Annotated in this window: 27 protein-coding genes and 1 tRNA gene; 11 read left to right on the top strand and 17 right to left on the bottom strand. The window is 57.9% G+C overall.

What is annotated here, in order from left to right; all coding sequences use genetic code 11:
- Positions 1 to 16: 16 nt before the first annotated feature.
- Genes ACR0B5_RS03760 through ACR0B5_RS03770 form a run of 3 tightly spaced genes read right to left on the bottom strand, consistent with a single transcriptional unit; the run spans position 17 to position 2,087 of the window.
- Complete coding sequence (locus tag ACR0B5_RS03760) at positions 17 to 541, bottom strand: gamma carbonic anhydrase family protein (protein WP_480538490.1); 525 nt, start codon at positions 539 to 541, stop codon at positions 17 to 19.
- Positions 538 to 1,179 (bottom strand): guanylate kinase, encoded by a 642-nt coding sequence (gene gmk, locus ACR0B5_RS03765; protein WP_170487126.1) that lies wholly within the window; start codon positions 1,177 to 1,179, stop codon positions 538 to 540. The genes ACR0B5_RS03760 and gmk overlap by 4 nt, the downstream gene beginning before the upstream one ends.
- 17 nt (positions 1,180 to 1,196) lie before the next feature.
- On the bottom strand, positions 1,197 to 2,087 hold the full coding sequence (locus tag ACR0B5_RS03770) for a YicC/YloC family endoribonuclease (protein WP_480538492.1): 891 nt from the start codon (positions 2,085 to 2,087) through the stop codon (positions 1,197 to 1,199).
- A gap of 242 nt (positions 2,088 to 2,329) precedes the next feature.
- On the opposite strand from ACR0B5_RS03770, the gene ACR0B5_RS03775 reads away from it, so the two are divergent.
- A complete protein-coding gene (locus ACR0B5_RS03775; RefSeq protein ID WP_480538494.1) occupies positions 2,330 to 3,016 on the top strand; it encodes a PAS domain-containing protein in 687 nt (228 codons plus the stop codon).
- Positions 3,017 to 3,070: 54 nt separating this feature from the next.
- On the opposite strand, the gene ACR0B5_RS03780 is transcribed toward ACR0B5_RS03775, so the two are convergent.
- Complete coding sequence (locus tag ACR0B5_RS03780) at positions 3,071 to 4,441, bottom strand: class II 3-deoxy-7-phosphoheptulonate synthase (RefSeq protein ID WP_170373710.1); 1,371 nt, start codon at positions 4,439 to 4,441, stop codon at positions 3,071 to 3,073.
- A 168-nt stretch (positions 4,442 to 4,609) separates the two neighbouring features.
- Here ACR0B5_RS03780 and ACR0B5_RS03785 point away from each other — a divergent pair, with 168 nt between their 5' ends.
- The gene (locus ACR0B5_RS03785; RefSeq protein ID WP_170548735.1) at positions 4,610 to 5,614 is read left to right on the top strand and encodes a GlxA family transcriptional regulator; all 1,005 of its coding nucleotides are present in this window, start codon (positions 4,610 to 4,612) and stop codon (positions 5,612 to 5,614) included.
- A 7-nt stretch (positions 5,615 to 5,621) separates the two neighbouring features.
- Here the strand turns inward: ACR0B5_RS03785 and ACR0B5_RS03790 are convergent, their stop codons facing one another.
- Together ACR0B5_RS03790 and ACR0B5_RS03795 are read right to left on the bottom strand one after the other, a co-directional pair.
- A complete protein-coding gene (locus tag ACR0B5_RS03790; RefSeq protein ID WP_480538497.1) occupies positions 5,622 to 6,128 on the bottom strand; it encodes a GNAT family N-acetyltransferase in 507 nt (168 codons plus the stop codon).
- Between the two features lie 101 nt (positions 6,129 to 6,229).
- Complete coding sequence (locus ACR0B5_RS03795; RefSeq protein ID WP_480538499.1) at positions 6,230 to 7,330, bottom strand: PQQ-dependent sugar dehydrogenase; 1,101 nt, start codon at positions 7,328 to 7,330, stop codon at positions 6,230 to 6,232.
- A 151-nt stretch (positions 7,331 to 7,481) separates the two neighbouring features.
- Between ACR0B5_RS03795 and ACR0B5_RS03800 the strand changes: the two genes are divergently transcribed.
- The 7 genes from ACR0B5_RS03800 (at position 7,482) to ACR0B5_RS03830 (ending at position 13,599) form a co-directional block, all read left to right on the top strand.
- Positions 7,482 to 8,663, top strand: coding sequence for an ABC transporter substrate-binding protein (locus ACR0B5_RS03800; RefSeq protein ID WP_170458188.1), 1,182 nt, complete (start codon positions 7,482 to 7,484; stop codon positions 8,661 to 8,663).
- 127 nt (positions 8,664 to 8,790) lie between these two features.
- Positions 8,791 to 9,579 carry an ABC transporter ATP-binding protein gene (locus ACR0B5_RS03805; protein ID WP_480538501.1) on the top strand — a complete coding sequence of 263 codons (789 nt, stop codon included), beginning with the start codon at positions 8,791 to 8,793 and terminating at the stop codon, positions 9,577 to 9,579.
- A complete protein-coding gene (locus ACR0B5_RS03810; protein ID WP_480538503.1) occupies positions 9,576 to 10,406 on the top strand; it encodes an ABC transporter ATP-binding protein in 831 nt (276 codons plus the stop codon). Before ACR0B5_RS03805 ends, ACR0B5_RS03810 begins: the two co-directional genes overlap by 4 nt.
- Before the next feature lie 8 nt (positions 10,407 to 10,414).
- On the top strand, positions 10,415 to 10,837 hold the full coding sequence (locus ACR0B5_RS03815) for a hypothetical protein (RefSeq protein ID WP_480538505.1): 423 nt from the start codon (positions 10,415 to 10,417) through the stop codon (positions 10,835 to 10,837).
- Positions 10,837 to 11,847 (top strand): branched-chain amino acid ABC transporter permease, encoded by a 1,011-nt coding sequence (locus tag ACR0B5_RS03820; protein ID WP_170458185.1) that lies wholly within the window; start codon positions 10,837 to 10,839, stop codon positions 11,845 to 11,847. The genes ACR0B5_RS03815 and ACR0B5_RS03820 overlap by 1 nt, the downstream gene beginning before the upstream one ends.
- The gene (locus ACR0B5_RS03825; RefSeq protein WP_170466971.1) at positions 11,844 to 13,157 is read left to right on the top strand and encodes a branched-chain amino acid ABC transporter permease; all 1,314 of its coding nucleotides are present in this window, start codon (positions 11,844 to 11,846) and stop codon (positions 13,155 to 13,157) included. The genes ACR0B5_RS03820 and ACR0B5_RS03825 overlap by 4 nt, the downstream gene beginning before the upstream one ends.
- A 184-nt stretch (positions 13,158 to 13,341) precedes the next feature.
- Positions 13,342 to 13,599, top strand: a complete 258-nt coding sequence (locus tag ACR0B5_RS03830) for a hypothetical protein (protein ID WP_480538507.1) — start codon at positions 13,342 to 13,344, stop codon at positions 13,597 to 13,599.
- Between the two features lie 32 nt (positions 13,600 to 13,631).
- On the opposite strand, the gene ACR0B5_RS03835 is transcribed toward ACR0B5_RS03830, so the two are convergent.
- On the bottom strand, positions 13,632 to 15,179 hold the full coding sequence (locus ACR0B5_RS03835; RefSeq protein WP_480538509.1) for a helicase HerA-like domain-containing protein: 1,548 nt from the start codon (positions 15,177 to 15,179) through the stop codon (positions 13,632 to 13,634).
- 447 nt (positions 15,180 to 15,626) lie between these two features.
- Between ACR0B5_RS03835 and ACR0B5_RS03840 the strand changes: the two genes are divergently transcribed.
- The gene (locus tag ACR0B5_RS03840; RefSeq protein ID WP_170467705.1) at positions 15,627 to 16,232 is read left to right on the top strand and encodes an invasion associated locus B family protein; all 606 of its coding nucleotides are present in this window, start codon (positions 15,627 to 15,629) and stop codon (positions 16,230 to 16,232) included.
- A gap of 57 nt (positions 16,233 to 16,289) precedes the next feature.
- On the opposite strand, the gene ACR0B5_RS03845 is transcribed toward ACR0B5_RS03840, so the two are convergent.
- From ACR0B5_RS03845 to ACR0B5_RS03860, 4 genes are read right to left on the bottom strand one after another with little or no spacing between them, the layout of a single operon-like run.
- Positions 16,290 to 17,498 (bottom strand): beta-ketoacyl-[acyl-carrier-protein] synthase family protein, encoded by a 1,209-nt coding sequence (locus ACR0B5_RS03845; protein ID WP_170479505.1) that lies wholly within the window; start codon positions 17,496 to 17,498, stop codon positions 16,290 to 16,292.
- A gap of 9 nt (positions 17,499 to 17,507) precedes the next feature.
- Entirely contained in the window at positions 17,508 to 17,765 is a 258-nt protein-coding gene (locus tag ACR0B5_RS03850) for an acyl carrier protein (protein WP_170373697.1), read from the bottom strand.
- A gap of 32 nt (positions 17,766 to 17,797) precedes the next feature.
- Complete coding sequence (lpxD, locus tag ACR0B5_RS03855; protein ID WP_480538512.1) at positions 17,798 to 18,889, bottom strand: UDP-3-O-(3-hydroxymyristoyl)glucosamine N-acyltransferase; 1,092 nt, start codon at positions 18,887 to 18,889, stop codon at positions 17,798 to 17,800.
- A gap of 37 nt (positions 18,890 to 18,926) precedes the next feature.
- Complete coding sequence (locus ACR0B5_RS03860; RefSeq protein WP_480538514.1) at positions 18,927 to 20,465, bottom strand: L,D-transpeptidase family protein; 1,539 nt, start codon at positions 20,463 to 20,465, stop codon at positions 18,927 to 18,929.
- A 424-nt stretch (positions 20,466 to 20,889) separates the two neighbouring features.
- Here ACR0B5_RS03860 and mepK point away from each other — a divergent pair, with 424 nt between their 5' ends.
- A complete protein-coding gene (gene mepK, locus ACR0B5_RS03865) occupies positions 20,890 to 21,459 on the top strand; it encodes a peptidoglycan L,D-endopeptidase MepK (protein ID WP_170373694.1) in 570 nt (189 codons plus the stop codon).
- 236 nt (positions 21,460 to 21,695) lie between these two features.
- Here the strand turns inward: mepK and ACR0B5_RS03870 are convergent.
- The 6 genes from ACR0B5_RS03870 to sufC form a co-directional block, all read right to left on the bottom strand.
- Positions 21,696 to 21,772, bottom strand: a tRNA-Arg gene (locus ACR0B5_RS03870).
- Between the two features lie 66 nt (positions 21,773 to 21,838).
- Complete coding sequence (locus ACR0B5_RS03875) at positions 21,839 to 23,059, bottom strand: cysteine desulfurase (RefSeq protein ID WP_480538516.1); 1,221 nt, start codon at positions 23,057 to 23,059, stop codon at positions 21,839 to 21,841.
- 11 nt (positions 23,060 to 23,070) lie between these two features.
- On the bottom strand, positions 23,071 to 23,631 hold the full coding sequence (locus ACR0B5_RS03880) for a Yip1 family protein (RefSeq protein ID WP_170688650.1): 561 nt from the start codon (positions 23,629 to 23,631) through the stop codon (positions 23,071 to 23,073).
- Entirely contained in the window at positions 23,628 to 24,113 is a 486-nt protein-coding gene (locus tag ACR0B5_RS03885) for a YIP1 family protein (RefSeq protein ID WP_480523691.1), read from the bottom strand. Before ACR0B5_RS03885 ends, ACR0B5_RS03880 begins: the two co-directional genes overlap by 4 nt.
- Before the next feature lies 1 nt (position 24,114).
- The gene (gene sufD, locus ACR0B5_RS03890; RefSeq protein ID WP_480538519.1) at positions 24,115 to 25,395 is read right to left on the bottom strand and encodes a Fe-S cluster assembly protein SufD; all 1,281 of its coding nucleotides are present in this window, start codon (positions 25,393 to 25,395) and stop codon (positions 24,115 to 24,117) included.
- A complete protein-coding gene (gene sufC / locus ACR0B5_RS03895) occupies positions 25,395 to 26,150 on the bottom strand; it encodes a Fe-S cluster assembly ATPase SufC (protein ID WP_170373689.1) in 756 nt (251 codons plus the stop codon). The genes sufD and sufC overlap by 1 nt, the downstream gene beginning before the upstream one ends.
- Positions 26,151 to 26,200 lie beyond the last annotated feature (50 nt).

Here is a 26,200-nt window from a genome sequence, read left to right on the forward strand (position 1 = left end):
ATTGATTTCCTGCCGCTTAAGCCAACGGTTTCAGGGTGTCCCTGAATTTTCGCATGTTCTGCTGATAGTGCAGCGCGCTGAGCGTGATCCGCTGGGCTGCGGCCTCATCCAACTGACGCACCACCTTACCCGGAGACCCCATGACCAGCGAGTTGTCGGGGATCTCTTTGTTTTCCGTGATCAGCGCCCCTGCCCCGATCAGGCAGTTCTTGCCGATCTTCGCACCGTTCAGAATGATCGCCCCCATCCCTATCAGAGAGTTCTCACCGATCGTGCAACCATGCAGCATGACCTTGTGACCGATGGTGCAATTCGCCCCGATGGTCAGCGGAAAGCCCGCGTCGATATGCATGACGCAGTTCTCTTGCACATTGCTGCCCGCGCCGACGCGGATTTCTTCGTGATCCGCCCGGATCGTGCAGCCAAACCAGACCGAGGCGCCCTCTTCCAGCACCACCTTGCCGATCAGATTGGCGTCCGACGCGACCCAGGTGTCTTCATGGATTTGGGGCGTGTGATCTCCCAGCGCGTAGATGGTCATGACTGCTCCTCGAATTCCATCTGCAGGGTGCGGACGTGGTTTTGCAGTTTCGGTTGCTGAATACGACGCATCCGTTCGGCGCTGACGATGGTTTTTAGCTTTTCTTCTGTCGAATCCAGATCGTCATTCACCAATACATAGTCGTAGTAGCCCCAGTGGCTGATCTCATCCCAGCTTTTCAGCATGCGCTTGCCGATCACATCGGCGCTGTCCTGAGCCCGGCTTTCCAACCGGCGGCGTAGTTCGGGGATCGAGGGCGGCAGGATGAAGATCGACAGCGCGTGTTTGCCCAGATCTGAGTTTCGGATCTGCACCTCACCCTGCCAGTCCACGTCGAACAAGACATCCTTGCCGGATTCGATGGACTCGCGCACCGGTCCGGCGGGCGAGCCATAGAAGTTGCCGAACACATGCGCGTGTTCCAGCATTTGCCCGTCGGCCACCTGCTGTTTGAATTCGTCTTCGGACAAGAAGTAGTATTCGCGACCGTGTTCCTCACCCGGACGTGGTTCGCGGGTTGTGGCCGAGATCGAGAATTCGAGGTCGGTGTCCCAGGCCATCAGTCTGCGGGCCAATGTGGATTTGCCCGCGCCCGAGGGGGATGACAGGATGATAAGGAGGCCGCGGCGATCTGCCATGTCAGTTCTTCCTACTGTTATTCAACATTTTGTACCTGCTCGCGCATCTGGTCGATCACCGCCTTCAATTCCAACCCGACCGAGGTCAGATCAGCGCTTTGTGCCTTGGAGCAGAGGGTGTTGGCCTCGCGGTTGAACTCCTGCATCAGGAAATCCAGCTTGCGGCCAACGGCACCATCCTGCGCCAGAAGGTCTCGCGCGGCGGTGACATGGGCGCTGAGACGGTCGATTTCTTCGGTGATGTCGGCCCTGACGGCGATCAGGGCGAGTTCCTGTGCAACTCTCTCAGGTTCCACCCCTTGGGCGTTGTCCAGCACGCGGGCGAGGTTTTCGCGCAGCGCTTCGGCCATCTTGTCCTTGCGCTGTTCGGCCAGTTCGGCGGCCTTAGCGGTCAACTCCGCGACCTGATCCAGTTGAGACGCCAGGATCGCGGCCAGAGCCTCGCCTTCGGTCTGACGCATGTCGAGAAACGCGGCCAGAAGTGGCGTGAATTCGGTGGTCATCTGCGCGACCAGCGGGGCTGGATCGTCTGCCTCGGCCCCCGCATCCAGCATGCCTTTGAGGGTCAGCAGATCACTCGCCTTGGAGGGGGCCAGTGCAATCCCCCTTGCCTCGGCCATGAGCTGTGTCTGTTGCAAGGCATCCAAGGCCGCCGACATGGCAATCGAATTTAACGCCAGATCCGGCTGGGATTCGTCCCGGCTGATCCGCAACGACAGGGTTACATTGCCCCGGCTCAGCGATTTGGACAGAACGGCCCGCAAGGCGGCCTCAAGCCCGGTCAGCCAGTCGGGCACGCGGATGCGCATGTCCAGCCCTTTGCCGTTCACGCTGCGCAGCTCCCATGTCCAGCTATGGGGGCCGAACTCTCCCTTGCCCGAGGCGAACCCGGTCATGGATTTGATCATCACTGCCCTTTCCATCGCTGTCAGTCTTCGTGTCTTCCGCACCTAATGCCATTGCCCGGTGCAGAGCAAGAGTTTGCTGAGACCGCCTCTGTCCGACAGAAGTTAACCATTCGTTAAAGAATTGCTCCAAAATTGACTCAACCCGTGTCAATCATGTGTCTAGCTCGGTCGTTTGGCCGAAAATGCCTCCGATATGTTGCATTTTATGAAAATGACGGTGATTAGGCGCTAGGGTGATGAAAATGAAAACCTTTTTTGGGACTGGCTCGAAGTCCAAACTTGGAAAGATTGTCGCAATGGATCGCTTTGACAGCGGGCGCAGCCTCTCACCGATCCGTCAGGCCGAGGCCTACTGGACCGCGTTGCTTGACGGCAATGGCGTGCCTATGCGGTCGCAGATTGATCCGCGCGGGCTTGAGAATATTCTGGAATACACCTTCATCCTCGAGCGGATTGCCCCGGGGCTGGCCCGGTTTCGCCTTGCGGGCAGCCACCTGAACAAGCTGGCCGGGATGGAAGTGCGCGGCATGCCTCTGACCGCGTTTTTCGACCCCGAGGCACGCAAGACCGCCACGAATGTTCTGGAGCAGGTCTTTGCCAACCCCGCCATTGCCGAATTGGATATGGTGTCGAGCGGCGCGTTCGGGCGCGCCCGGATGCAGGCGCGTATGCTGCTTTTGCCGCTGAAAAGCGATCTAGGGGATGTCAGCCGCGTTATGGGCGTCATGGTCAGTGACGGCGCGATCGGAGCGACCCCGCGCCGATTCTCGATCCAAGACAGCCGGATCAAACCGGTGAGCGAGGTTCAGGCCCCGGCCAAGCCAAAGCTGGAAGTCACGGACGGTTTTGCTGAGGGCTTTGCCGAGGGCAAGGCCGAGTTCAAACGCCCCAAGGGGCACCTCAGGCTGGTTGCATCGCGCGACGACTGATCCAAAGAAAAGCGGCGGGCCAAGGACCCGCCGATTTCTTTGATTGTTCGAACCTTAGCTTGCTTCGCGCTTGGTGCGGTCGCGGCGCAGGTTGGTCAGTTCTTCGGCGACGAGGAAGGCCAGTTCCAGCGATTGCGACGCGTTCAAACGCGGGTCGCATGCGGTGTGGTACCGGTCCGAGAGGTCCTCTTCGGTCACGGCACGCACGCCGCCGGTGCATTCGGTGACGTCAAGACCGGTCATCTCGAAATGCACACCGCCGGGGATGGTACCTTCGGCCTGATGAACGCCAAAGAAGTCGCGCACCTCGCGCAGGACCGAATCGAACGGGCGGGTTTTGTACCCAGTGGCCGATTTGATCGTGTTGCCGTGCATCGGATCGCAAACCCAAGTTACCTTGGCACCCTCTTCCTTGACCGCTTTGACCAGACGCGGCAGATGCTCACCCGCCTTGCCTGCGCCGAAGCGGGCGATCAGGGTCAGACGACCCTCTTCGTTTTCGGGGTTCAGCTTGGACATCAGCACCTTGAGGTCCTCGGCCGTTGTGGTCGGGCCACATTTCAGACCGATCGGGTTCTGAACGCCACGGCAGAATTCCACATGCGCGCCGTCGGGCTGACGGGTGCGGTCGCCGATCCAGATCATGTGACCGGAACCTGCCAGCCAGTTGCCCGAAGTCGAATCCAGACGGGTCAACGCCTCTTCATATTCCAGCAACAGACCTTCGTGGCTGGTGTAGAACTCAACGGTCGAGAACTCATGCGTCGTCTCGGCGGTGATGCCCGCAGCACCCATGAAGTCGATCGTGTCCTGAATGCGGTCGGCGATCTCGGAGTATTTCTGAACGTCCTGTTCATCCGTGAAGCCCAGAGTCCAGGAATGCACGCGGCTCATGTCGGCGAAACCACCGGTCGAGAACGCGCGCAGCAGGTTCAGCGTGGCGGCGGCCTGCGTGTAGGCCTGCAACATCTTGGACGGATTCGGAATTCGCGCCTCGGGTGTAAAGTCCAGCTCGTTGATGATGTCACCGCGGTAGCTGGGCAGTTCAACGCCATCCACAACCTCGGTCGGTGCGCTACGCGGTTTGGCAAACTGCCCCGCCATGCGGCCCACTTTGACCACCGGCACCTTGGCGCCATAGGTCAAAACCATCGCCATTTGCAGCATCACTTTGAACGTGTCACGGATCGCATCCGCGCTGAATTGTTCAAAGCTTTCAGCACAATCCCCGCCCTGCAACAGGAAAGCCTCGCCGCGACCGGCGGCACCCAGATGTTGCTTGAGACGCCGCGCCTCACCGGCAAAGACCAGCGGGGGATACTGCGAAAGCTGCGCCTCGACTTTGGCCAGCGCGGCCGCGTCGGTATAGTCTGGCATCTGAACCCGGGGCTTGTTGCGCCAGTTCGATTTTTGCCATTCGGTCATAGCCTTGATCTCCGCTGATAGTATTCAGGTGGTCTCTATACAAAAAGCCGGGAAGAGAGACCATATCCGATTTGCGGCTCTTGACGTCGTGAACAAGCTTTGATCATGGTATCTGTCAAATCATGCGCGCCCAAGGCGCATCGGCCACCGAATCAAGGACAAAAACCCATGCAAGAACAACGCCAAGTTGTCAAAGTCGACGGTAACGTCGACAAGCCGATCAATTTTGTATTCGTCTTATTGGATGGATTTTCGCTTTTGTCCTTCGCGTCGGCTCTGGACAGCCTGCGCATTGCCAATCGTATGGCTGATAAGCCTGTCTATACGTGGTCTTTGATCGGTGAAGGTGGCGATACAATTACCTGCTCGGCAGGCACGACTTTCAAGCTGGATCAGGACCTGATTGAGCTGCAGCGTGATGACATCGTTCTGATCTGCGGCGGGGTCGAGGTAAAAACCGCAACCACCAAAAAGATCCTGAACTGGATGCGGCGCGAGGCCCGCAAGGGGCTGCGGATCGGTGGTTTGTGTACGGCAGCCTATTCGCTTGCCAAAGCGGGGCTGCTGGAGGGTAAGCGTGCGACGATCCACTGGGAGAACTCGGACAGCTTCATTGAAGAGTTCGACAATGTGGAACTGACCAAATCCGTGTTTCAGGTCGACGGCAACCGGATGACCACCGCGGGGGGCACCTCATCCATCGATCTTATGCTGAAGCTGATCGCGAATGACTATGGCGAGGGTCTGGCCAGCGCGGTGGCCGATCAGATGATCTATTCTTCGATCCGCACAGATCAGGACACACAGCGCTTGTCTACGCCCACCCGAATTGGGGTCCGGCATCCAAAGCTGAGCCAGGTCATTCTGATGATGGAAAAGAACATTGAAGAGCCGATCTCGCCTTCCATTCTGGCCAAGGATGTCGGCATGTCGACCCGTCAACTGGAGCGTCTGTTCCGCCGCTACCTGAGCCGCTCACCCAAGCGGTATTACATGGAGTTGCGACTGCACAAAGCCCGCAACCTGCTGATGCAGACGGATATGAGCGTGATCAACGTGGCTCTGGCCTGCGGTTTTGCCTCTCCGAGCCATTTCTCGAAATGCTACCGGGCGCATTACAACACCACGCCTTACCGTGAGCGTGGGGCTCAATCGGGGCGCCTGTCCGTCTGACGCGGCTTTATAGGGTTTTTGCAAAAAAGTGCAGATGGGGTCTTAGCATCGGCTGATCCAGATAGGTCGTCGTCTCAATGGGTTCGGACAGTTCGACAAATCCCAGTTTCGGATACAGGTCCCGCATTTCGACATTTGGCGTAAGCGTATCGGCCACAAGGCGCTTTAACCCCAGTGCGCGGGCCGCCTCCTCTCGGGCTTGTATCATGGCTCGCCCCGCACCCGTGCCGCGCGCGGCTTCGGTCACGAACACGCGTTTCAATTCGCCAGTGTCCTGATCCAGCCGTTTCATCATGCCACAGCCGATGATCTTAGCCGCGCTGTCTCGTGCCAGAACCAGGCACCCGTTTGGCGGCAGATAGTCTTCTGAGTGTGCCCAAAACTCAGCCAGCGCGCTTTGCGGCGCAGCCGGATCGATTTCAAACCCCATGGTCGTCATGCGCTCTACAATCAACGCATAATATTGGGACAGGATGCCGTTCAACTCATCCTGGTCTGGCAGCGTGTCACACATTTCAATCGAAAAGTCGGACAATGGACCGTACCCTCAGATGGTTTCTTGACACAGGATCAAGCTGGGTAAGTCGGCAACATTCAAGGAGGGCGAGCACTGATCTACCTATCCGGGGAAAGCCGGAAAACCGCTCCGTTGCCTACGGAAATGAACCAGATTGACCCGTCCGGGGCCTCAACGATGTCCCGGACCCGTTCAGTTTCGGGGCCTTTGATCTGTTCGACCTCGCGCAGCGGCGTGCCGTCCAGTCGGGAGATATAGTCAAACTTCAGCGATCCCACGAAGATGTCGCCTTTCCATTCTGGCCAGAGCGCACCGGAATAGACCATCAAGCCCGACGGCGCGATGGAGGGGTCCCAATAGTGGCGCGGCTGCTCCATCCCTTCTTTGGCAGTGCCTTCGCCTATCGCCTTGCCCGAGTAGTGCTTGCCATAAGAAATGACTGGCCAACCGTAGTTAAGCCCCGGTTGCACGAGGTTGACCTCATCCCCTCCGCGCGCGCCATGTTCAGACGTCCAAAGACGCCCCTGCGCATCCAGATCGGCGCCCTGAGGGTTGCGGTGCCCGTAGGACCAGATCTCAGGCCGAACATCCGCCTGCCCGACAAAGGGGTTGTCGGCAGGAACCGAGCCATCCCGATTGATGCGGATAATCGACCCGATTGGGTTTGAGCGGTCCTGAGCCTGCGGCCGATCCCCCCGATCCCCGATGGTGACAAACAAACTGCCGTCTTCCGCCTCAACCACCCGGGAGCCAAAGTGACGCCCGCCCGAGCCTCCGGGCGTGGCCTCGAACAGGATACGCGTGTTGGTCAGGCGTTTACCGTTCTCCGACAGGCGCGCGACGGCCAGCGCGGTGCCAGCCCCATTGCTCTGAGGTTTCGAGAAGGTCAGAAAAACCTCGCGCGTCTGTGGGAAATCCCTCGCGATGGTCACGTCCAGCAAGCCGCCCTGCCCTCTGGCGGCCACTTTCGGCACCCCCTTCACTTTTTGAGATTTCCCGTCCGACACATAAAGCACATCGCCATCCCGTTCGGTCACCAGAAACGATCCATCAGGCAGGATGCCTACGGCCCAGGGCGCATCCAGTCCCTCGATCATCGGCTCGATCTGAACCGTACCTTGGGATGTCTCAAGCTCCTCGGCGCAGGCGAGACCTGCGCTGATCATCAAGGCAAGAATCGCAAAGGGTCTGGGCGTCATGGGACTTCCTTTCGGACTGACAGCGTTATCACCATGAGAACAAATAGGATTATGGAGCGTAAAAACACGATTGCGTTAGGACTTTTCTTTTCCGGATTGCTTGCCTAGGGTCATGCGCAGAACGAATACGTTCACAATAGGGAGTAACCATATGAAAAAGCTGCTGACTGCAACTGCAGCCTCCGCTCTGCTGGCGGGAACCGCAATGGCCGAAGACGTCAAGCTTGGCGTTCTGTTCGGCTTCACCGGCCCGATTGAATCGCTGGCGCCTGCCATGGGTTCGGGCGCCGAGATGGCGATGGCCGAAGTCACCGAATCCGGCAAGCTGCTGGACGGAGCAACCGTGACCGCGACACGCGCAGATACCGGCTGTATCGACAACGGCCTGTCCACGTCGAACGGCGAGCGCATGATCGCTGACGGCGTTGCTGGCATTATCGGCGGTGACTGCTCGGGCGTCACCGGCGCGATCCTGCAGAACGTCGCGATTCCGAATGGCATGGTGATGATCTCGCCATCTGCCACCTCGCCCGGTCTGTCGACCATGGAAGACAACGGCCTGTTCTTCCGCACCGCACCGTCGGATGCGCGTGAAGGTCAGGTGATGGCCGACATCCTGAACGATCGTGGCATTAGCTCGATCGCTCTGACCTACACCAACAACGACTACGGCAAGGGTCTTGCGGACGCGATCCAGTCCTCGTTCGAGGCGTCGGGTGGCGAAGTCACCATCGTCGCAGCGCACGAAGACGGCAAAGCCGACTACTCGGCTGAAGTTGGCGCGCTGGCCTCGGCCGGTGGCGATATTCTGGTCGTTGCGGGCTACCTGGACCAAGGTGGTCTGGGCATCATCCAGTCGGCTCTGGACAGCGGCGCGTTTGACACATTCGGTCTGCCCGGCGGCATGATCGGTGACTCGCTGCCTGCCAACGTCGGTCCGGACCTGAACGGCTCGTTCGGTCAGATCGCTGGTTCGGGTGGTGAAGGTGCTGAAAAGTACTTTGCTATGGCCGAAGCGGCGGGTTTCGACGGCTCGTCGCCCTACTCGCCTGAGTCCTATGACGCTGCCGCCCTGTTCATGCTGGCCATGCAGGCCGCAGGTTCCACCAACCCGGCGGACTATGGATCCAAGATCATGGACGTCGCCAATGAACCCGGCGAGAAGATCTATCCGGGTGAGCTAGCCAAGGGCCTGGAACTGCTCGCTGCGGGTCAGGAGATCGACTATGTCGGTGCCTCAGGTGTTGAGCTGATTGGCCCCGGTGAAAGCGCGGGTTCTTACCGTGAGATCGAAGTCACCGACGGCGAGAACAAAACCGTCAACTTCCGTTGATCCAAGGTTAACAGTCATAAAAACAAGCAGCCCGGGCCTTGTGTCCGGGCTGTTTCAATGACAAAAGCCCGCACCATTCGCACAGGGATGTGGCAACAACGCCGGAAAACGGCGGATAGGGGAAAAAATGATCGTCGTCGAAGACGTGCATAAGCATTTCGGCGGGTTTCATGCGGTGGACGGGGCATCGCTGGAAATCCAAAAGGGCTCGATCACCGGTCTGATCGGACCGAACGGGGCCGGAAAAACCACTTTGTTCAATGTGATCGCGGGTGTCTTGCCTCCAACCAGCGGCAAGGTGGTGATGGATGGTGAAGATATTACCGGCCTGCCCCCACATGAGCTGTTTCACAAGGGCCTGCTACGCACCTTCCAGATCGCGCATGAGTTTTCCTCGATGTCCTGCCGCGAGAACCTGATGATGGTGCCCGGCGCGCAATCCGGGGAATCGCTGTGGAACACATGGTTCGGGCGCAAACGGATCGCTGACGAAGAACGCGCGCTGCGGGCCAAAGCCGATGAGGTGCTGGAGTTTCTGACCATCGAGCATTTGGCAGATCACAAGGCGGGTCAGGTTTCGGGTGGGCAGAAGAAACTGCTGGAGCTTGGCCGCACCATGATGGTCGATGCCAAGATCGTGTTTCTGGACGAGGTTGGCGCGGGTGTGAACCGCACCCTGCTGATGACCATCGCCGACACGATCCTGCGTCTGAACAAGGAACGCGGCTATACCTTTGTTGTCATCGAGCATGACATGGATTTCATCGGCAAGATCTGCGACCCGGTCATCTGTATGGCCGAAGGCAAGGTGCTGGCCGAGGGAACGTTGGACGAGATCAAGGCCAATGAGCATGTGATCGAGGCCTATCTGGGCACCGGCCTGAAAAACAAAGACAAGCTGGAGGCCGGAGCGTGAGCGATAATCCTTATCACGACGACAAGGGCAACAAGGACGCGTCGATCACGAACACGCATGGCGTCGGCACCATGACCCCGGCCCATCGCAAAAGCGGCGCAACACAAAAGGTCGATGGTGGGCCGTTTCTGATCGGCGACACGATGACAGGTGGCTACGGCAAAGGGCCGGACATTCTGCACGACTGCACCATCGCCGTCGACCGGGGCGAGATTGCGGTCATCGTTGGGCCCAACGGCGCAGGCAAGTCAACTGCGATGAAGGCCGTTTTCGGAATGCTGGATGTGCGCTCGGGCGCTGTTCGATTGGACGGTGAGGATATCACCGCGCTCACGCCGCAGGATCGGGTAATGCGTGGTATGGGTTTTGTGCCGCAGACCTCGAATATCTTTACCTCGATGACGGTGGAAGAGAACCTTGAGATGGGTGCCTTTATCCGCCGAGACGATTTCTCGGATACGATGGAGCAGGTCTATGATCTGTTCCCGATCCTGCGCGACAAACGCCATCAGGCGGCCGGAGAGTTGTCTGGTGGCCAGCGCCAGCAGGTCGCTGTTGGTCGCGCTCTGATGACTCAGCCGAAAGTTCTGATGCTGGATGAGCCGACCGCTGGTGTCTCACCCATCGTGATGGATGAGCTGTTCGACCGGATCATCGAGGTCTCGCGCACCGGGTTGCCGATCCTGATGGTCGAACAGAATGCCCGTCAGGCCTTGGAGATCGCAGATAAGGGATATGTTCTGGTTCAGGGGCGGAATGCCTATACCGGTACGGGCAAGGAACTGCTGGCCGATCCTGAGGTTCGTAAGAGTTTCTTGGGGGGGTGAGGTCCGCAATGACGATCGCATTTGCCTCAATGTGCAGTACGGCTTGGGCGGCGCCATGCATTCTACAAGAGGCCTGCGCAGACTTGCAAAACTGTGTAGCTGGCGAACTCATGCTTGAGTTGCTAGGCTCCCCGCCCGAGCGTATTGAAAGTAACTTTGGCGACTTTTCAGTCGATCAGATCGCCAAGGCCGGTGATATCACCTCCAAAATTCGCTTGTCTGATGGGCAAGAGTGGACTGCCGTTTCAAAAAGCGACTTGTTAGTGGCGTCCCGAACCGAAGACGACCGACACGAGCATATATATGTGACCAAGACTTCGACTACCGAACTAACCGTGACACTGGTCACCCAACCATTGCGTTATGTCGATTATGCGAAAGCTAACAATGGACGACGCACTTTCTCTGGAAAATGCGAGCAGGAGTTTTAATGGACTTCCTCAACGCCCTTGTGGCGCTCTCCAACTTCGTTCTAGTTCCCGCAATCGCCTATGGCAGCCAGTTGGCGCTGGGGGCTTTGGGGGTGACGCTGATCTATGGCATCCTGCGGTTCTCGAACTTTGCGCATGGCGATACGATGGCCTTTGGCGCGATGATCGCGGTTCTGGTCACGTGGGGCTTGCAAGCAGCAGGAGTCAGTTTCGGGCCGTTGCCGACGGCTCTGCTTGCCCTGCCCTTTGCCATTCTGGGCTGTATCGTTCTGGTGCTGATCACCGACCGGCTGGTCTATCGCTTCTACCGGGAACAAAAGGCCAAACCTGTTATTCTGGTGATCGTGTCCATGGGCGTGATGTTCATTATGAACGGTATCGTTCGCTTCATTATCGGGCCAGATGATCAGCGGTTCTCGGACGGCGCGCGTTTCCTGATCAAGGCGCGGGACTTCAAGGCGTGGACCGGGCTGAACGAAGGGCTTGCGATCAAGACCTCTCAGGCCATCACGGTCGTTGTGGCGGTGATCGCCGTGGCCGCCCTGTTCTGGTTTTTGAACAAAACCCGCACCGGTAAGTCGATGCGTGCTTATTCGGATAACGAGGATTTGGCGCTGCTGTCTGGCATCAACCCCGAACGCGTGGTGATGATCACCTGGATCATCGTGGCTGCACTGGCGACCACGGCGGGCGTGCTTTATGGCCTCGATAAGAGCTTCAAGCCCTTTGTCTATTTCCAGCTTCTGCTGCCGATCTTTGCCTCGGCCATTGTCGGAGGCTTGGGCAACCCTCTCGGCGCCATCGCGGGTGGGTTCATCATCGCTTTTTCCGAGGTGACCATCACATACGCCTGGAAGAAGGTGCTGACCTATCTGGCTCCGGAAAATCTGGAACCGTCGGGATTGGTTCAGTTCCTCTCTACCGATTACAAATTCGCCGTCAGCTTTGCCATCCTGCTGATCGTGCTTCTGTTTAAGCCCACGGGCCTATTCAAAGGAAAATCGGTATGAGCGAGGTTACCAAGAACACCCTGCTTTTCGTCACAGTTGGCGCGCTGATCCTTTTGACCGGCTTCACCCAAAGCTGGAACGCCGCGATCCTGATCCTGAACATGGGGTTGATCTCGGCCATCATGTCGATCGGGGTGAACCTGCAATGGGGCTTTGCTGGTCTCTTCAACGTCGGCGTCATGGGCTTTGTCGCTTTAGGCGGACTGGCAGTTGTCCTTGTGTCAACACCGCCAACTCCCGGAGCCTGGTCCGAGGGCGGTTACGGCGTCATTCTGGCGCTGCTTCTGGGGGCCGCGACCGTTGTCGCGACCGTCATGGTCGCACAGAAGATGCCCAAAGGGCGCGCGCGGACGCTGGCCATCGTCGGAATCCTCATAGTTGGGTTCTTTGTCTACCGCGCGATCTTTGACCCGAACGTCGCCGCGATTGAAGCAATTGATCCAGCCGTTGCCGGCAATATCGGTGGTTTGAACCTGCCGGTCTTGCTTGCCTGGCCTGCCGGAGGGTTACTGGCCGCAGGTGCTGCGTGGCTGATCGGCAAGACGGCTCTGGGTTTGCGCTCGGACTATCTGGCGATTGCGACCCTTGGTATTGCCGAGATCATCATTGCCGTCATGAAGAACGAGGACTGGCTGGCCCGTGGCGTCAAGAACGTCTACGGCATCCCGCGCCCTTCACCCGTGGTCGGCTATGAGGTTGAGCTGCAGCAAGACCCCTCGTTCCTTGCGCGGGCGGACTGGCTGGGGCTTGATCCGGTGATCGCCTCGACCCTTTCGGTCAAGCTGGGCTATTCGCTGCTGTTCCTGGTCGTTCTGCTGGTGCTTCTGTGGATGGCGCAGATGGCGCTGAAAAGCCCGTGGGGCCGAATGATGCGCGCCATTCGCGACAATGAGGTCGCGGCTGAGGCGATGGGCAAGGACGTCACCCGCCGCCACCTGCAGATCTTTGTGCTTGGCTCTGCCATCTGCGGTATCGCGGGCGCGATGATGACCACGCTGGACGGTCAGCTGACGCCAGGTACCTACAACCCCCTGCGCTTTACATTCCTTGTCTGGGTGATGGTGATTGTCGGTGGCTCGGGCAACAATTTCGGCGCCGTGCTGGGGGCGTTCCTGATCTGGTTCCTGTGGGTCCAGGTCGAGCCGATGGGCCTTTGGCTGATGAACCTGATTACCTCGGGCATGCCCGACGGCAGCGCGCTGAAGGCGCATCTTATCGAAAGCGCTGCGCATATGCGGTTGTTTACGATGGGACTGGTCTTGCTGATTGTCCTCAGATTCAGCCCCCGAGGGCTGATCCCCGAGAAATAGACGCATCACGATCACAATACAGAAGCGGTGCCTCTCATCCGGCGCGGCTTCTTGATTTCTAAAGAGGTTTCCGCGTACACGAGACTACCGCTCGTTGTTCGGACTTATGGGGTCCGGCCTATGCTCAGAAGAAACCCGACCGATCTCTACGATCATTCGCACTCAATCGATGAGAGTATCCGACTTGACCAAGAAAACACTGATCACCAAAGCCGTTGTCATGCTGCCGGTTCTGGCCACGCTGACGGCCTGTATTCCGTCGCCCGAAGACCTTGAGACCACACCTGTTCAGGTCAACACTCCGCAGGGCGTCGTGACCTGTCAGCTTTACCGTCATGATCGTGTGACCTGGGACCGTGCGATTGATTTCCCGGCCACAAAGATGTCGGTCAAACAGGCCGATGCATATTGCCGCCAGGAAGGTCAGCGCCGCCTGAAGTAAGCCGGTTGGCGCCCTGTGCTGGGCGCCTCCGATCAGCGATTTCGGAACAACCCGCCCAGAATACCCCGCACGATGCGACGGCCGGTTGTTCCCTTCAGCTCTTTGATGACGGCCTCACTCATCGCCGTTGCAAATGTGTCTTTCTTACGCACTACCCGAGATGTTGAACGCCCAACCCGGCTACCTGAATACCGGCGCGCCGAGCTGTATTCGCGCTCCATCGGGGTCTGTTGTTCGATGATCTCTTCCGCCTCCGCGGCCTCGGCCTCTTTGGCGGCAGCCTCCGCACGGGCTTGCAGGATTTCAAAGGCCGATTTGCGATCTACGGGCGTGTCATATTTCGCCGCCATCGGAGAGGCTTGCAGGATACCCTGACGCTCAGGTTCCGAAATTGGCCCAAGCTGCGATCCCGGTGGGCGAATCAAAGTCCGCTCGACAATCCCCGGCACGCCTTTCTTCTGCAGCATTGAGGTTACGGCCTCACCAACGCCCACCTCTCGGATCGCGGCCTCGGTGTCGAAGGCAGGATTCTCGCGGTAGGTTTCCGCCGCCATACGCAGGTTCTTTCGGTCACGCGCCGTGAAGGCGCGCAGCGCATGTTGTACCCGGTTGCCCAACTGCCCCAGAATATCCTCGGGAATGTCAGCGGGGTTCTGCGTGATGAAATACACCCCAATACCCTTGGAGCGGATAAGGCGCGCGACCTGCTCGACCTTGTCGACCAGTACCTTGGGCGCATCATCAAACAGAAGGTGCGCTTCGTCGAAAAAGAAGACCAGCTTGGGCTTTTCCGGATCGCCGACCTCTGGCAGTTCCTCGAACAGCTCACTCAGCAGCCACAACAGGAACGTGGCATAAAGCCGAGGCGCGCCCATCAGTTTGTCCGAGGCCAGTATGTTCACCATCCCCTGCCCGTTTTCATCCGTTCGCATCAGATCGGCCAGATCCAGCGCGGGTTCTCCGAACAGCTTGGTGCCGCCTTGGTTTTCCAACACCAGAAGACGGCGCTGGATGGCTCCGATAGAGGCCGTCGAGACATTGCCATAGCGCAGAGACAGCTGCGCCCTGTTCTCACCAATCCACACCAGAAGCGCCTGAAGATCCTTGAGATCCAGCAGCGGCATCCCTTCTTCATCAGCGGCTCGGAACGCGATGTTGAGAATCCCCTCCTGTGCCTCGCTCAGCTCCATAAGGCGCGACAAAAGCAGAGGTCCCATTTCGGTCACAGTGGTACGGACCGGGTGCCCTTGTTCGCCGAACAGGTCCCAGAACGTGACCGGACAAGCAGCGTAGGAGAAATCAGAAAAGCCGATCCGTTCCGCGCGCTCGGTAAACGCCTGATGCAACTTATGGGTTTCGCTGCCTGACATTGCCAAGCCGGACAGGTCACCTTTGACATCCGAGAGGAAAACCGGCACGCCCGCTTGCGAAAAACCTTCAGCCAGGATTTGCAGAGTGACCGTCTTGCCCGTACCCGTGGCCCCTGCGATCAGCCCGTGGCGGTTCGCGTATTTCAGCGTCAGACCTTGCGGAGTTGCGTATCCATCGCCCGCGCCGCCCAGAAAAATCTCTTTACCCATGTAATTGCAGCCTTTTTTCACTGATCCGCAACCAGCATACAAACTTAACCTTTGGCTGCCATAGTCTATTCGTTCCCTTTGTAGCCCCTGGTTGCGAAGGGGACACTTCCTCCCTGTCGACTGGCCGTGCCTTCGGGCACGGTTTTTTTCACGGAAGTGGGCGAATAAAACTGTGCTGATTAGTGCATTAAATTTTTCTGTTAGCGGTTGACCCCTGCTCCCCCCTTTCGTAACGTCTGCGCATAACTAAGTCGGCCAGTCCGACGGGGAGAAAAATTTTGGGAAGAGGGCTGCTCCACCAGCCCTCTTTTCTTTTGCCTGTATTGGTTCTTGAGCGGGGTTTGGCCCAAGAAAACGCTCACATTGATCTCAGCCATTCGGTTAACGACTGACAGCCGCAGCGAAGGATGCTAGATGAGGCAAAACAAACAGCAAACCGAGGCATTCATGTTCAAGAAACTCCTCTCGTTTAATACTCTGGCAGCCGTTCTGATGTGCGGAGCGGTTAGCGCGCAGGAAACGACTTCCGAAGGCACGACTACTGAAGGCACTGGGGCCGATGCGGGCGCGGGCCTCGATTTAGGCCAATCCGGCCCGCGTGTGGGTGAGCAATTTGTCAAAGAAGAATCCGGCGATTGGGATGTCTCCTGCATCAAGGCACCGGAAGGCGAAGATCCTTGTGCGATCGTTCAGGTTCTGAACGGCCCTCAGGGTGATCCGATTGCAGAAGTGTCCATCGGCAAGCTGCCCGAAGGCGGAGCGGCTGTTGCATGGGCCAATGTGATCGTACCGTTGGAGACCCTGCTACAAGCGCAACTGGCCCTGTCGATCGACGGCGCACCGCGCAAGCTCTACAACTACCACCATTGTCTGCCTGTTGGCTGTGTCGCGCAGCTGGGCCTCAGCCAGGGTGACATTGACGCGATGAAAGCGGGCAGCAAAGCGACCTTCTCGCTGGTTCCCGCGCGCTTCCCCGATCAGGTTATAACAATGGATATGTCCCTGTCGGGCTTCACTTCGGGCTTTGACGGGCTGGCCATTAACGTCAACTAAGTCAGCTGCGAATAGAGATCGCCGCGGCAGCTTTGTGGCGGCGGTTTTCTTTGCAGCTCAGACGCTTTTGAGCGCTAAGACGGCATTCAACCCGCCAAACGCAAACGCATTGCTGAGCGCCACGTCGACCTTGGCTTCACGCGCGACGTTTGGCACCACGTCCAGCGCACATTCCGGGTCAGGTTCTTCATAACCGATGGTGGGCGCGATAACGCCGTCCCGCAGCGCCATGATGCAGGCCAAAAGCTCCACCGCTCCGGTGCCTCCGATCAAGTGGCCGTGCATGGATTTCGTCGATGAGATCATCAGATCATCTGCATGCGGTCCAAACACATCCGCCACGGCGGCGCATTCTGTTTTGTCATTCGCCGCAGTGCCTGTGCCATGCGCATTGATATAGCACACATCGCTGGCGTTCAGCTTGGCATCCGCCAACGCGCCGGCCATCGCTCGTGCGGCACCCTGCTTGCTGGGCATCACGATATCGGACGCATCCGAGGACATGGCGAATCCCACAACCTCACACAGGATATCTGCGCCGCGGGCGCGGGCATGTTCGTATTCCTCGAACACAAAGACACCGGCACCCTCGCCCTGCACCATCCCGTTGCGGTTGGCGCTAAAGGGGCGGCAGGCATCCTTGGACATCACGCGCAGACCTTCCCAGGCCTTCACACCGCCGAAACACAGCATGGATTCGGAACCACCGGTGATCATCGCAGGTGCGGCACCGCTGCGCACCATCTGAAACGCCTGCGCCATAGCATGGTTCGACGACGCGCAGGCCGTTGAAACCGTAAAGCTGGGGCCTTTCAGGTTATGCTCCATCGAGACATGACTGGCCGCCGCGTTGTTCATCAGCTTGGGCACAACAAAGGGATGCACCCGGTTTTTGCCGTCCTCATAAACCGAGCGGTAATTGTCATCCCAGGTCGAGACGCCTCCACCCGCCGTGCCCAGAACCACTCCGGATCGTGCCGCGAGCTCGCCGTGGAACTGAATGCCCGACTGGTCGATAGCCTCTTTCGCGGCCGTTAAGGTGAACTGCGTAAACCGATCGTAGAGAGACATTTGCTGGCGGTTAAAGCGCCCTTCGGCCTCAAACCCCCGCACCTGACCGCCGATCTTGATCGCCAGGCGGTCAACATCGCGGAATTCAAGATCCGAGATACCGCAACGCCCTTCGCGCATGGCCTCGAGCGTGTCGGGGACCGAATGACCCAGCGAGTTGATGGTACCCGCCCCGGTAATGACAACCCGTTTCATTGTTTCGGGTCAGACCTTTTCCGACACAAGCTGTTCGATGCCGGCAATGATCGCGGCTACGTTCGAGATGTCGAAATCGTTGGCCTCGGGCTCATTGGCGTTGAAGGGAACCGATATGTCGAACTCTTCCTCGATGGCAAAGATGCTTTCGACCAACCCCAGGCTGTCGATGCCCAGATCCGCAAGTGTGCTGTCGGGTGTGACATCCGATGGCTCCAGAACGGCCTGCTCTGCAATGATTGCGATGACGCGGTCGCTGATGCTCATGTTGATCCCCTGGCTATCAATCTGAGGATGATTTAATCGCTCGGAGACTGTTTGAAAACAGCCTTTTTCAATGCCTCGACGTCGCGAGCCATGCGCGGCAAGCGGCGCTGTGCCTTGTAGATCTCGGTATGGGTTTCCATCTTGACGCCTGGATAGCCCATGACCACACGTCCGGCTGGTACGTTGGACAGGATTTTGGTTGCGCCCCCCGCGATCACGCCATCACCGATGAAAACATTGTCGGCCACGCCGGTTTGACCGCCAAGAACCACGTTGTTTCCGACATCGACTGAGCCGGACAATCCACTTTGACCACACAGCAAACAATCGCGCCCGATGCGCGTGTTATGCCCCACATGCACAAGGTTATCGAGCTTCGAACCATCGCCAATCCGCGTGTTTCGGATCGTGCCATTGTCGATCGTACAGTTTGCGCCGACCTCGACATCGTCCCCTATTTCCACTGCGCCCAGAGAATGGATGCGCAGCCAGCTTTGCGCTTTTGCATCGCCCTGATCGCCCAACGTCTTGCGCGCGTTTTCAACACCTGAAATCTCAGGGGTAACAAAGCTGAACCCGTCGGAACCAATACGCGCGCCGGGTTGGGCGATGAAACGGTCGCCGATTTGCGCACGCGCGCCGATGCTGACCATTTCGCGCAGCAGGGCTTGCTCGCCCAGCACCACGTCCATTCCGATTGTACAGTGCGGACCAATCACCGATCCCGCGCCAATCTTCGCCCGCGCGCCGATAACGGCCAGCGGACCGATCGAAACACCCTCAGCAATTTCGGCCGTCGGGTCGATCACAGCCGAGGGGTGAACACCCGGCTCAACACCCTGCCCCCGGTCCAGCATTGTCGTTATACCAGCCATCGCCATTCGGGGGCGCGTAACAAAGATCGCAGCGCGCAGGCCCATTGCTTGCCAATCCGCGCCTTCCCACAGCATTGCCGCGCGGGCCTCACCGTTCGAAAGCGTTTCGGCATATTTGGGGGACATTGCCATCGCCAGATCGGTTGGTCCGGCATCACCCGGTTCAGCGGCCCGCAGAATTGTCAGGTCTGTTTCACCCTGACACTCGGCCCCAAGGTTGTCGGCGATCTTTTGGATGGTGAACTGCATAGCGGGCGTCCTTTTGGGCAGGATTTACCCTGAGTGCTTACCCCTGAACGTCCGGCAGGGCCACCCCTGCCTTTTGCAGCGCGTCCCAAATTTTGGCATCGCGGTTATAGACGTCGCGGCGATACTGAACCTCACCCTTCGGGCCGATATAGGCCGTGCGGTAGATCAGGTGGACGGGCACTTTCTTGTCCAGCTTCACTGTTGTCTCCTTGCCGGTATTCAACACACGGTGGAAGAACGCTTTGGGGTCTTCCTCCTGCTTGGCCAGCAGCGCATAGGCGAACTCGAAAGGTTGCGCCAGTCGGATACACCCGTGCGAGAACGCCCGAACCTCACGCGCGAACAGAGATTTCTGAGGCGTATCATGCAGATAGATGTTGTACTTGTTGGGAAACATGAACTTCACCAGCCCAAGCGCATTGCTTTTGCTGGGCGGCTGACGCATCGCGAACGGGAAGTTGCGTGCGGTAAACTGGGTGAAATCGACGGCCCCTCGATTGACCTGACGACCACTGCGGTCCGTGATCTGGATATGGCCCACCGCGTTCGGGTTCGATTTCAGTTTCGGCAGGTATTCCTTGGTGATGATCGAGCGTGGCACATACCAGCTGGGATTGATCACCATATGCTCCATTTCATCCGAGAATTCAGGGCTGCGGCGATCATGTACGTTTTTGCCGATCACAGCGCGGGTCTCGAACGTGACCAGCCCGTCATCCACGATCTTTGCCGAGAAGTCGGCCTGATTGACCAAAATATGCCGCTCGCCCCGATCGCGCGGCAGCCAACGTTCCCGCTCCAAGGCAACATAGACGGCTTTCAACCGGTCCGATGCCGGTCGGTTCAACTCGGTGATGGTACCTTGTCCGGCCACACCGTCCGATTCCAGTCCGTGTGCCGTTTGGAACGCCTGAACGGCCGCAAGCAGGTCGTCATCAAATTCTGGACTGGCCGTGGGCTTAAGGTAACCCATCGCAACAAGCCGATTGCGCAGTTTGATCACATTCGGACCGGTATCGCCGTATTCCAGTTTAGCCACTGGAACGGTGGGCCCCCACCCGCCTTGGCGGATCAGGTTCTCCAACGCGATCTTTTGCTTCATCAAAGCGCGATATTGGGCGGTCTGCGGGATCAGAGTTTCAAAATACGCTGCACCTTGGGTGTTGAGTGCCTCAAGATGCTGGTTTGCATCACGGCGTTTAACCTCGCGCACCAGGCCATCATCAATACTGGCTGGCCGCAAGGCGCCGGAATAGATGTCATTTGCATAGGTCAGGAAGACGCGGGACAGCTCAGCCTCGACAGTGCCCAAATCTCGAACCGAACGAGCCTCAGCCATCTGATCGACCAGTGCCTGCACGTCAAATGCTTCGGGCAATCCATGGCGCTCCATCTCGGATAGGGCTTTGATCAACGCCGTACGGCGTTTGGCGTGTTCTGCTGTATCGCCGACCCACAAAGGGACAAAGCTATTGCTGCGATAAAATTCAGCTATCTGATCAGAAGGCGAGGTATTCTCAGCAACCGCCATCCGAAATGCCGTGTTCGAACCCTCGCCTGATGACGTGTTCGCCATAGATGCCGTCGCCAAAAAACAGGCGGTGAAAACAAAACTGGTACTGGTCCGTAACACTGAGAGCATGGGATGGCCTTGGTTCTTCAATAACTTATGCGATGTCTGCCGAAGCTTTATTTTATATATGGTTTTCAGCCATTGGGCTTGTCTATTCACAAATACCTTACCTTTTTTCTTCTCTTGCACCCTGATGCGCGTTTGCATCTACCCGATGCCGAAAACACTCAGTTGCTCAATAAAATGACTCATTTGCATCACCTGCGCAAAAAACTGCCGAAAATTCCCCCTAACAAAGGTGCATTCCAAAGACTTCTTGGCCGACGATTCCAACTGTGCCATACATTCGCCATCTGGGATGGGAAAATATTAATACAGCGCGCGTAACATCGTGCGCAGGCAGGAACAGTACGGGACGAAACAAAAAATGACCAAGAGCAGTACTTCGGGTATTACCCGTCGTGCCCTTCTGGGCGCATTCGCGGCAACGGCCGTGGCGGCAGCACCGACTTATTCCAACGCAGCAGGCTTCCTTCGTGGTGGTGGTGATATTCGCCGAATTCGCATGTATTCCGGTCGCACGGGTGAGCGGATTGATATGGTTTACTGGGTTGATGGCAAGTACATCAAAGACGCTGTTAAAGAAGTGAACCATTTCATGCGCGACTGGCGTACCGATCAGTCGAAAGCGATGGATCTGCGTACAATCGACATCATGGCGGCGTCGCACAACCTTTTGGATGCTGATGAGCCCTATATGCTCCTTTCGGGGTATCGCTCGCCACAAACCAACGCCATGCTGCGGTCCAAATCGCGCCGGGTAGCGCGGAACTCGCTCCATATGCAGGGACAGGCGGCTGACCTGCGCCTCGCATCCCGCTCGGTTTCCCAGATGGCCAAAGCGGCCATGTCCTGTCGTGCAGGCGGTGTTGGACAATACTACCGTTCGAACTTCGTCCATATGGATTGCGGCGTTGTTCGCAGTTGGCGCGGTTAATCATACTGTCGTTTATTGAGATGGACTTGGCAGGCCATTAGGTCTGCCTGAGTGTTGTTGCAAAACTCGAATTTTGCTGGAACGGGCTGCTGCAATTGGCGGCCTTTGTTCGTTGCAGAGCCAATCCCCAACGTTTCTCTAGCTTGTTCAGGCTAAAGATATTTTCCAAATCAAACATCTAGCGGATGCAACGACCACGACGGTCGGACTGAACAAATCATCAAGACTGTGAGATTTGGCGCACCTGAGAGGATTCGAACCTCTGGCCTCTGCCTTCGGAGGGCAGCGCTCTATCCAGCTGAGCTACAGGTGCCTTGGCCGTTAGCTAACCTTGTTCCGAGCCGGGTGCAACTGGAAAACGGACCGGCTCGGCCGAGATTTAGGCGAAGAGATCATGCGCCAGTTCAAGCGCGTCGATCAGGGTGTCGACCTCATCCGTGGTGTTATAGAGGCCAAAGCTGGCGCGACAGGTGGCCGTCACCCCAAGGTGATCCATCAAAGGACCGGCGCAATGGTGACCGGCGCGAACCGCAACGCCTTTCTTGTCCAGAATCGTCGAGACATCATGTGCATGCCCTGCCCCATCCAGCGTAAAGCTGAAGATCGCGGCCTTGTCCGGCCGGGTGCCCTGAACCTGTAGCCAGTTCAGACCGGTCAGACGTTGCATGGCATAGTCGCGCAGACCCGCTTCGTGACTGGCGATATTCGCCATCCCCAGATCCATCATATAGTCCAGGGCCACCCCGAGACCGATAGTCTGAACTATGCCCGGCGTGCCAGCCTCAAACTTCATCGGTGGATCATTGTAGATGACCTGATCCTTGCTGACCTCTTTGATCATGTCGCCGCCGCCGATGAAGGGGCGCATTTCGGCCATACGTTCGGATTTGATATAGATCGCACCGGAACCCGAGGGGCCATAGAGTTTGTGCCCGGTGATGGCATAGAAATCGCAACCGATATCCTGCACATTAACCGGCATGTGAACCGCACCCTGGCTACCATCAACCAAGACTGGCACGCCCTTGGCATGCGCGCCCGCAGTGATGGCCTTCACGTCGACCACAGTGCCCAACACGTTCGAACATTGCGTGACCGCGACCAGTTTGGTCTTGGGGCCGATTGCGTCAATCACGGCCTGCGGATCAAGCCCGCCATCCGCATCGACATCGACCCATTTCAGCACCACGCCCTGACGCTCACGCAGGAAATGCCAGGGCACGATGTTGGCGTGGTGCTCCATCACGCTGAGGACGATCTCATCCCCGGCTTCAAGCCGTGGCATGGCCCAGCCATAGGCGACCAGATTGATCCCCTCGGTCGTGCCTGAATTCAGGACAATCTCATCCTCATCAGCAACACCTAGAAAACGCGCAACGGTGCCGCGCACGGACTCATATTTCTCGGTCGCGAGGTTCGAGAGGTAGTGCAACCCGCGATGCACGTTGGAGTATTCTTCTGCGTAGGCGCGCGCTACGGCATCAATCACGACCTGAGGTTTCTGCGCCGACGCGCCATTGTCCAGATATGTCAGGGGTTTGCCGTTCACCTGCCGCGACAGGATCGGGAAATCGGACCGGATTTTCTGCACATCATACATGAGAGATCTTTCTAGACAGGACCCAACGGGTTGAGAAATAGGACAAAAGGTACCGCCAGCAACGCCGTCAACAATATGACGCCAAAGGACTTGCCCAGAGATCCAAACTTGTGCGCCTCATTCAGAAAATGAAGCGTTATGTAGAGGCTATAGATGGCCGTTGCCAGGATCAGAGGGGCCATAAAAGCTACCGCGATCAAGCTCAGCGCGAGGGTCGCGACCAGTGCTGCAATTTGCAGAAACTGCAGCCAGATCGTCAGGATCATCAGATCTTCAAAACGCCCCGTTCCGCCCAGAAAACGCCCGACATAGAGAAAGGCCAGAATGCTGAACAGCATCGTCCCGGCAGACCGGATCAGCACAACCGGAATCGACTGGGATACAGTCGGGCCACCCGATGCGGCGATCGACATATCTATGCCCATCTGCGCGATGCAATTGAGGACAACGGCCAGAAAGAATGCCAACCACAGAACCTCTCGCCCCGGGTTGAGGGCCAAAATCTGTCGCGCCGCTTCGGCAGGTTTTCTGAGCGTCAGGCTCGCCAGCGGGCCCAGGGGGGGTATAGTCATTCAGCCGACCTTTGTGCTTGTCGCAATCCGGATAACCAGAACCAGACAAAAACGGCAACCCAAATCAATCCGACCAAAGTTTGAGTCGGACCAGGGCCTATGAACCCGGCAACCAGTCCGTTTAGCAAAACCAAAGGTGCTGAGGACAAGAGCGCCCAGAATAAAGCCAATCTGGCACCATAGGCACTGCCCTGCCCGCCCACCAGTAGCGCGACCCAATGAGACACCAAAGCCAGCGTGTAGAAGAACAGCGGCAGGATGAAGACCGAGCCCAAAAGTGCTCCGCCCAGAAGCATGTTCAACTCGACCTGCTCAAGATGCGCGCGGCGCGCTAGGCTGGGCATTTGCGCGATGAACGCCACCACGCAAAAGGCCATGACGAAGATTAGCGCTCGGTCTTCGCGCGGCCCCATATCCAGAAGCCGGCGCACAACGCGCCCCGGCCCCCGGTATGTGGCGACGATATCTGATGAGACCGGCATATCAGCTGTGACGCGAAAGCCAGCCTTCCAGACGGGTCACGATCTCTTCGGCCAGTGTCTCGTCCTCGATCTCATCCACCGCCTCGGCAAGGAAAGCCAGCGTCAGCATGTTGGTGGCGTCCTTCGTCGGAACCCCGCGCGAGCGTAGGTAGAACAAGGCCGTCTCATCAATCGCGCCCGAGGTCGACCCGTGCGAACAAGCAACGTCATCGGCGTAGATTTCTAGCTCGGGTTTGGCGAGGAACTGGCTGTCATCGTCCAGCAAAAGCGACTGGCTGATCTGGTAGCCATCAGTTTTCTGCGCGCCTTCCTTCACAAGGATCTTGCCCTGGAAAACGCCTGTCGCGCCGTTTCGCAGGACCTTTTTGAACACCTGACGACTTTCGCAATTCACCGCGTCGTGAGTTACAAAAACGGTATCGTCGTGGTGAAAATCACCGTCCCCGACGCAGGCTCCGGCCACATGGGCTACGGCGTCGTCACCGGTCAGTTCAACCACCTGCTCGTTGCGGGTCAGCACGCCATTGGCGGTAAGGGTGAACGACTTGTAGGTCGATTCCTGACCAAGCCGCGTGAACATATGGGTCGCGGCCCGGCGTTCATGATCCCGGCCCTGTGCCCGGACATGGTGCAAGGTCCCGTTATCGGCGATGTCGATCTCCATGCATTTGTTGAAGCGCGACGCGGCCGGACCATTCTCGAGGATCGTGGCCTCGGCATCGCTTTCAACACGGATCACGTGATGCAGGATCGCGTCCGAGTCTTCCGACTCGTGACGGTACACCAGATTGATCGGTTTCGATGGTTTGCCGGTCACATGGATGACAACGCCGTCTGTCGCAAACGCTGTGTTCAAAGCGGCCAAAGGACGCTGAACCGGGGTTTGGCCCCGCTCCTCGAGCTTGCCGTAAAGATCCTTGGCCCAGTGGATATCCTTGCAGCAAATATTCTCCAGCCGGTCGATCTTGACACCTTCTAAGCTCAGATCGTCCGAGGCTTCGGCATCGAACACACCATCGACGAATACGATCTGAAGCCGATCGACATCGTTGAACACCATCGGCTCGCCCGAGTCGAAAATGGCAGCCTTGGGCGCATCGGCCGAAACTAGCGTATCCGGACGCGTATATTTCCAGTACTCATCGCGCCGACTTGGCAGCCCCATTTCTCGCACCCGGGCCAAAGCCCCTTGGCGCGCGGCTTTGGTGCAGCCGGGATTAGGCATTGTCAGCGAGGCCAGACGCTCTTCGGTTGCGGTCTGTTTTGCTTGCGGTAAGGCCATCAGTTCACCTCGGCAAGAATGTCGGAGTAGCCGTTGTTTTCAACTTCCAGCGCCAACTCAGGACCACCCGATTTCACGATGCGGCCATCGGCCATGATGTGAACAACATCCGGTTTGATGTGGTCCAGCAGGCGCTGGTAGTGGGTGATGACTAGGAAGCCACGTCCCTCATCCCGCAGCGCGTTCACACCTTCGGAGACCAGCTTCATCGCATCCACGTCGAGGCCCGAGTCGGTCTCGTCCAGAATGCACATTTTGGGTTCCAGCATCGCCATCTGCAGGATTTCATTACGCTTTTTCTCACCGCCGGAGAAGCCGACATTGACCGGACGCTTCAGCATGTCCGCGTCGATCTTCAGCGATTTCGCCTTTTCGCGAACGAGTTTCAGGAAGTCAGCGGCCGACAGTTCCTCTTCGCCACGTGCTTTGCGTTGCGCGTTCACAGCGGTGCGCAGGAAGGTCATGTTGCCGACGCCCGGGATCTCAACCGGGTATTGGAACGCGAGGAACACACCAGCTGCGGCACGCTCTTCCGGCTCCATCTCTAGCAGGTCTTCACCGTCCAGAGTGGCCGAGCCTTCGGTGACCTCATAGCCATCCCGCCCCGACAGCACATAGCTGAGCGTCGACTTGCCCGAGCCGTTCGGCCCCATGATCGCATGCACCTTTCCAGCCTCGACTGTCAGGTCAACGCCTTTGAGAATTTGCTTGTCTTCTTCTTCAAGCTGTACGTGCAGGTTCTTGATTTCCAGCATGTTTTCCTCGTTTCGCGCCAGCAAATTAGACTGTCGCATTGTTTGAATTT

The organism is Ruegeria sp. AG1 (assembly GCF_056541705.1).

Bases quoted from the DNA above. Each gene is read 5' to 3' on its own strand.
- ACR0B5_RS03760 (WP_480538490.1), bottom strand. From the start codon at position 541: ATGACCATCTACGCGCTGGGAGATCACACGCCCCAAATCCATGAAGAC.
- gmk (WP_170487126.1), bottom strand. From the start codon at position 1,179: ATGGCAGATCGCCGCGGCCTCCTTATCATCCTGTCATCCCCCTCGGGC.
- ACR0B5_RS03770 (WP_480538492.1), bottom strand. From the start codon at position 2,087: ATGATCAAATCCATGACCGGGTTCGCCTCGGGCAAGGGAGAGTTCGGC.
- ACR0B5_RS03775 (WP_480538494.1), top strand. From the start codon at position 2,330: ATGAAAACCTTTTTTGGGACTGGCTCGAAGTCCAAACTTGGAAAGATT.
- ACR0B5_RS03780 (WP_170373710.1), bottom strand. From the start codon at position 4,441: ATGACCGAATGGCAAAAATCGAACTGGCGCAACAAGCCCCGGGTTCAG.
- ACR0B5_RS03785 (WP_170548735.1), top strand. From the start codon at position 4,610: ATGCAAGAACAACGCCAAGTTGTCAAAGTCGACGGTAACGTCGACAAG.
- ACR0B5_RS03790 (WP_480538497.1), bottom strand. From the start codon at position 6,128: ATGTGTGACACGCTGCCAGACCAGGATGAGTTGAACGGCATCCTGTCC.
- ACR0B5_RS03795 (WP_480538499.1), bottom strand. From the start codon at position 7,330: ATGACGCCCAGACCCTTTGCGATTCTTGCCTTGATGATCAGCGCAGGT.
- ACR0B5_RS03800 (WP_170458188.1), top strand. From the start codon at position 7,482: ATGAAAAAGCTGCTGACTGCAACTGCAGCCTCCGCTCTGCTGGCGGGA.
- ACR0B5_RS03805 (WP_480538501.1), top strand. From the start codon at position 8,791: ATGATCGTCGTCGAAGACGTGCATAAGCATTTCGGCGGGTTTCATGCG.
- ACR0B5_RS03815 (WP_480538505.1), top strand. From the start codon at position 10,415: ATGACGATCGCATTTGCCTCAATGTGCAGTACGGCTTGGGCGGCGCCA.
- ACR0B5_RS03820 (WP_170458185.1), top strand. From the start codon at position 10,837: ATGGACTTCCTCAACGCCCTTGTGGCGCTCTCCAACTTCGTTCTAGTT.
- ACR0B5_RS03825 (WP_170466971.1), top strand. From the start codon at position 11,844: ATGAGCGAGGTTACCAAGAACACCCTGCTTTTCGTCACAGTTGGCGCG.
- ACR0B5_RS03835 (WP_480538509.1), bottom strand. From the start codon at position 15,179: ATGGGTAAAGAGATTTTTCTGGGCGGCGCGGGCGATGGATACGCAACT.
- ACR0B5_RS03840 (WP_170467705.1), top strand. From the start codon at position 15,627: ATGTTCAAGAAACTCCTCTCGTTTAATACTCTGGCAGCCGTTCTGATG.
- ACR0B5_RS03845 (WP_170479505.1), bottom strand. From the start codon at position 17,498: ATGAAACGGGTTGTCATTACCGGGGCGGGTACCATCAACTCGCTGGGT.
- ACR0B5_RS03850 (WP_170373697.1), bottom strand. From the start codon at position 17,765: ATGAGCATCAGCGACCGCGTCATCGCAATCATTGCAGAGCAGGCCGTT.
- lpxD (WP_480538512.1), bottom strand. From the start codon at position 18,889: ATGCAGTTCACCATCCAAAAGATCGCCGACAACCTTGGGGCCGAGTGT.
- ACR0B5_RS03860 (WP_480538514.1), bottom strand. From the start codon at position 20,465: ATGGCGAACACGTCATCAGGCGAGGGTTCGAACACGGCATTTCGGATG.
- mepK (WP_170373694.1), top strand. From the start codon at position 20,890: ATGACCAAGAGCAGTACTTCGGGTATTACCCGTCGTGCCCTTCTGGGC.
- ACR0B5_RS03875 (WP_480538516.1), bottom strand. From the start codon at position 23,059: ATGTATGATGTGCAGAAAATCCGGTCCGATTTCCCGATCCTGTCGCGG.
- ACR0B5_RS03880 (WP_170688650.1), bottom strand. From the start codon at position 23,631: ATGACTATACCCCCCCTGGGCCCGCTGGCGAGCCTGACGCTCAGAAAA.
- ACR0B5_RS03885 (WP_480523691.1), bottom strand. From the start codon at position 24,113: ATGCCGGTCTCATCAGATATCGTCGCCACATACCGGGGGCCGGGGCGC.
- sufD (WP_480538519.1), bottom strand. From the start codon at position 25,395: ATGGCCTTACCGCAAGCAAAACAGACCGCAACCGAAGAGCGTCTGGCC.
- sufC (WP_170373689.1), bottom strand. From the start codon at position 26,150: ATGCTGGAAATCAAGAACCTGCACGTACAGCTTGAAGAAGAAGACAAG.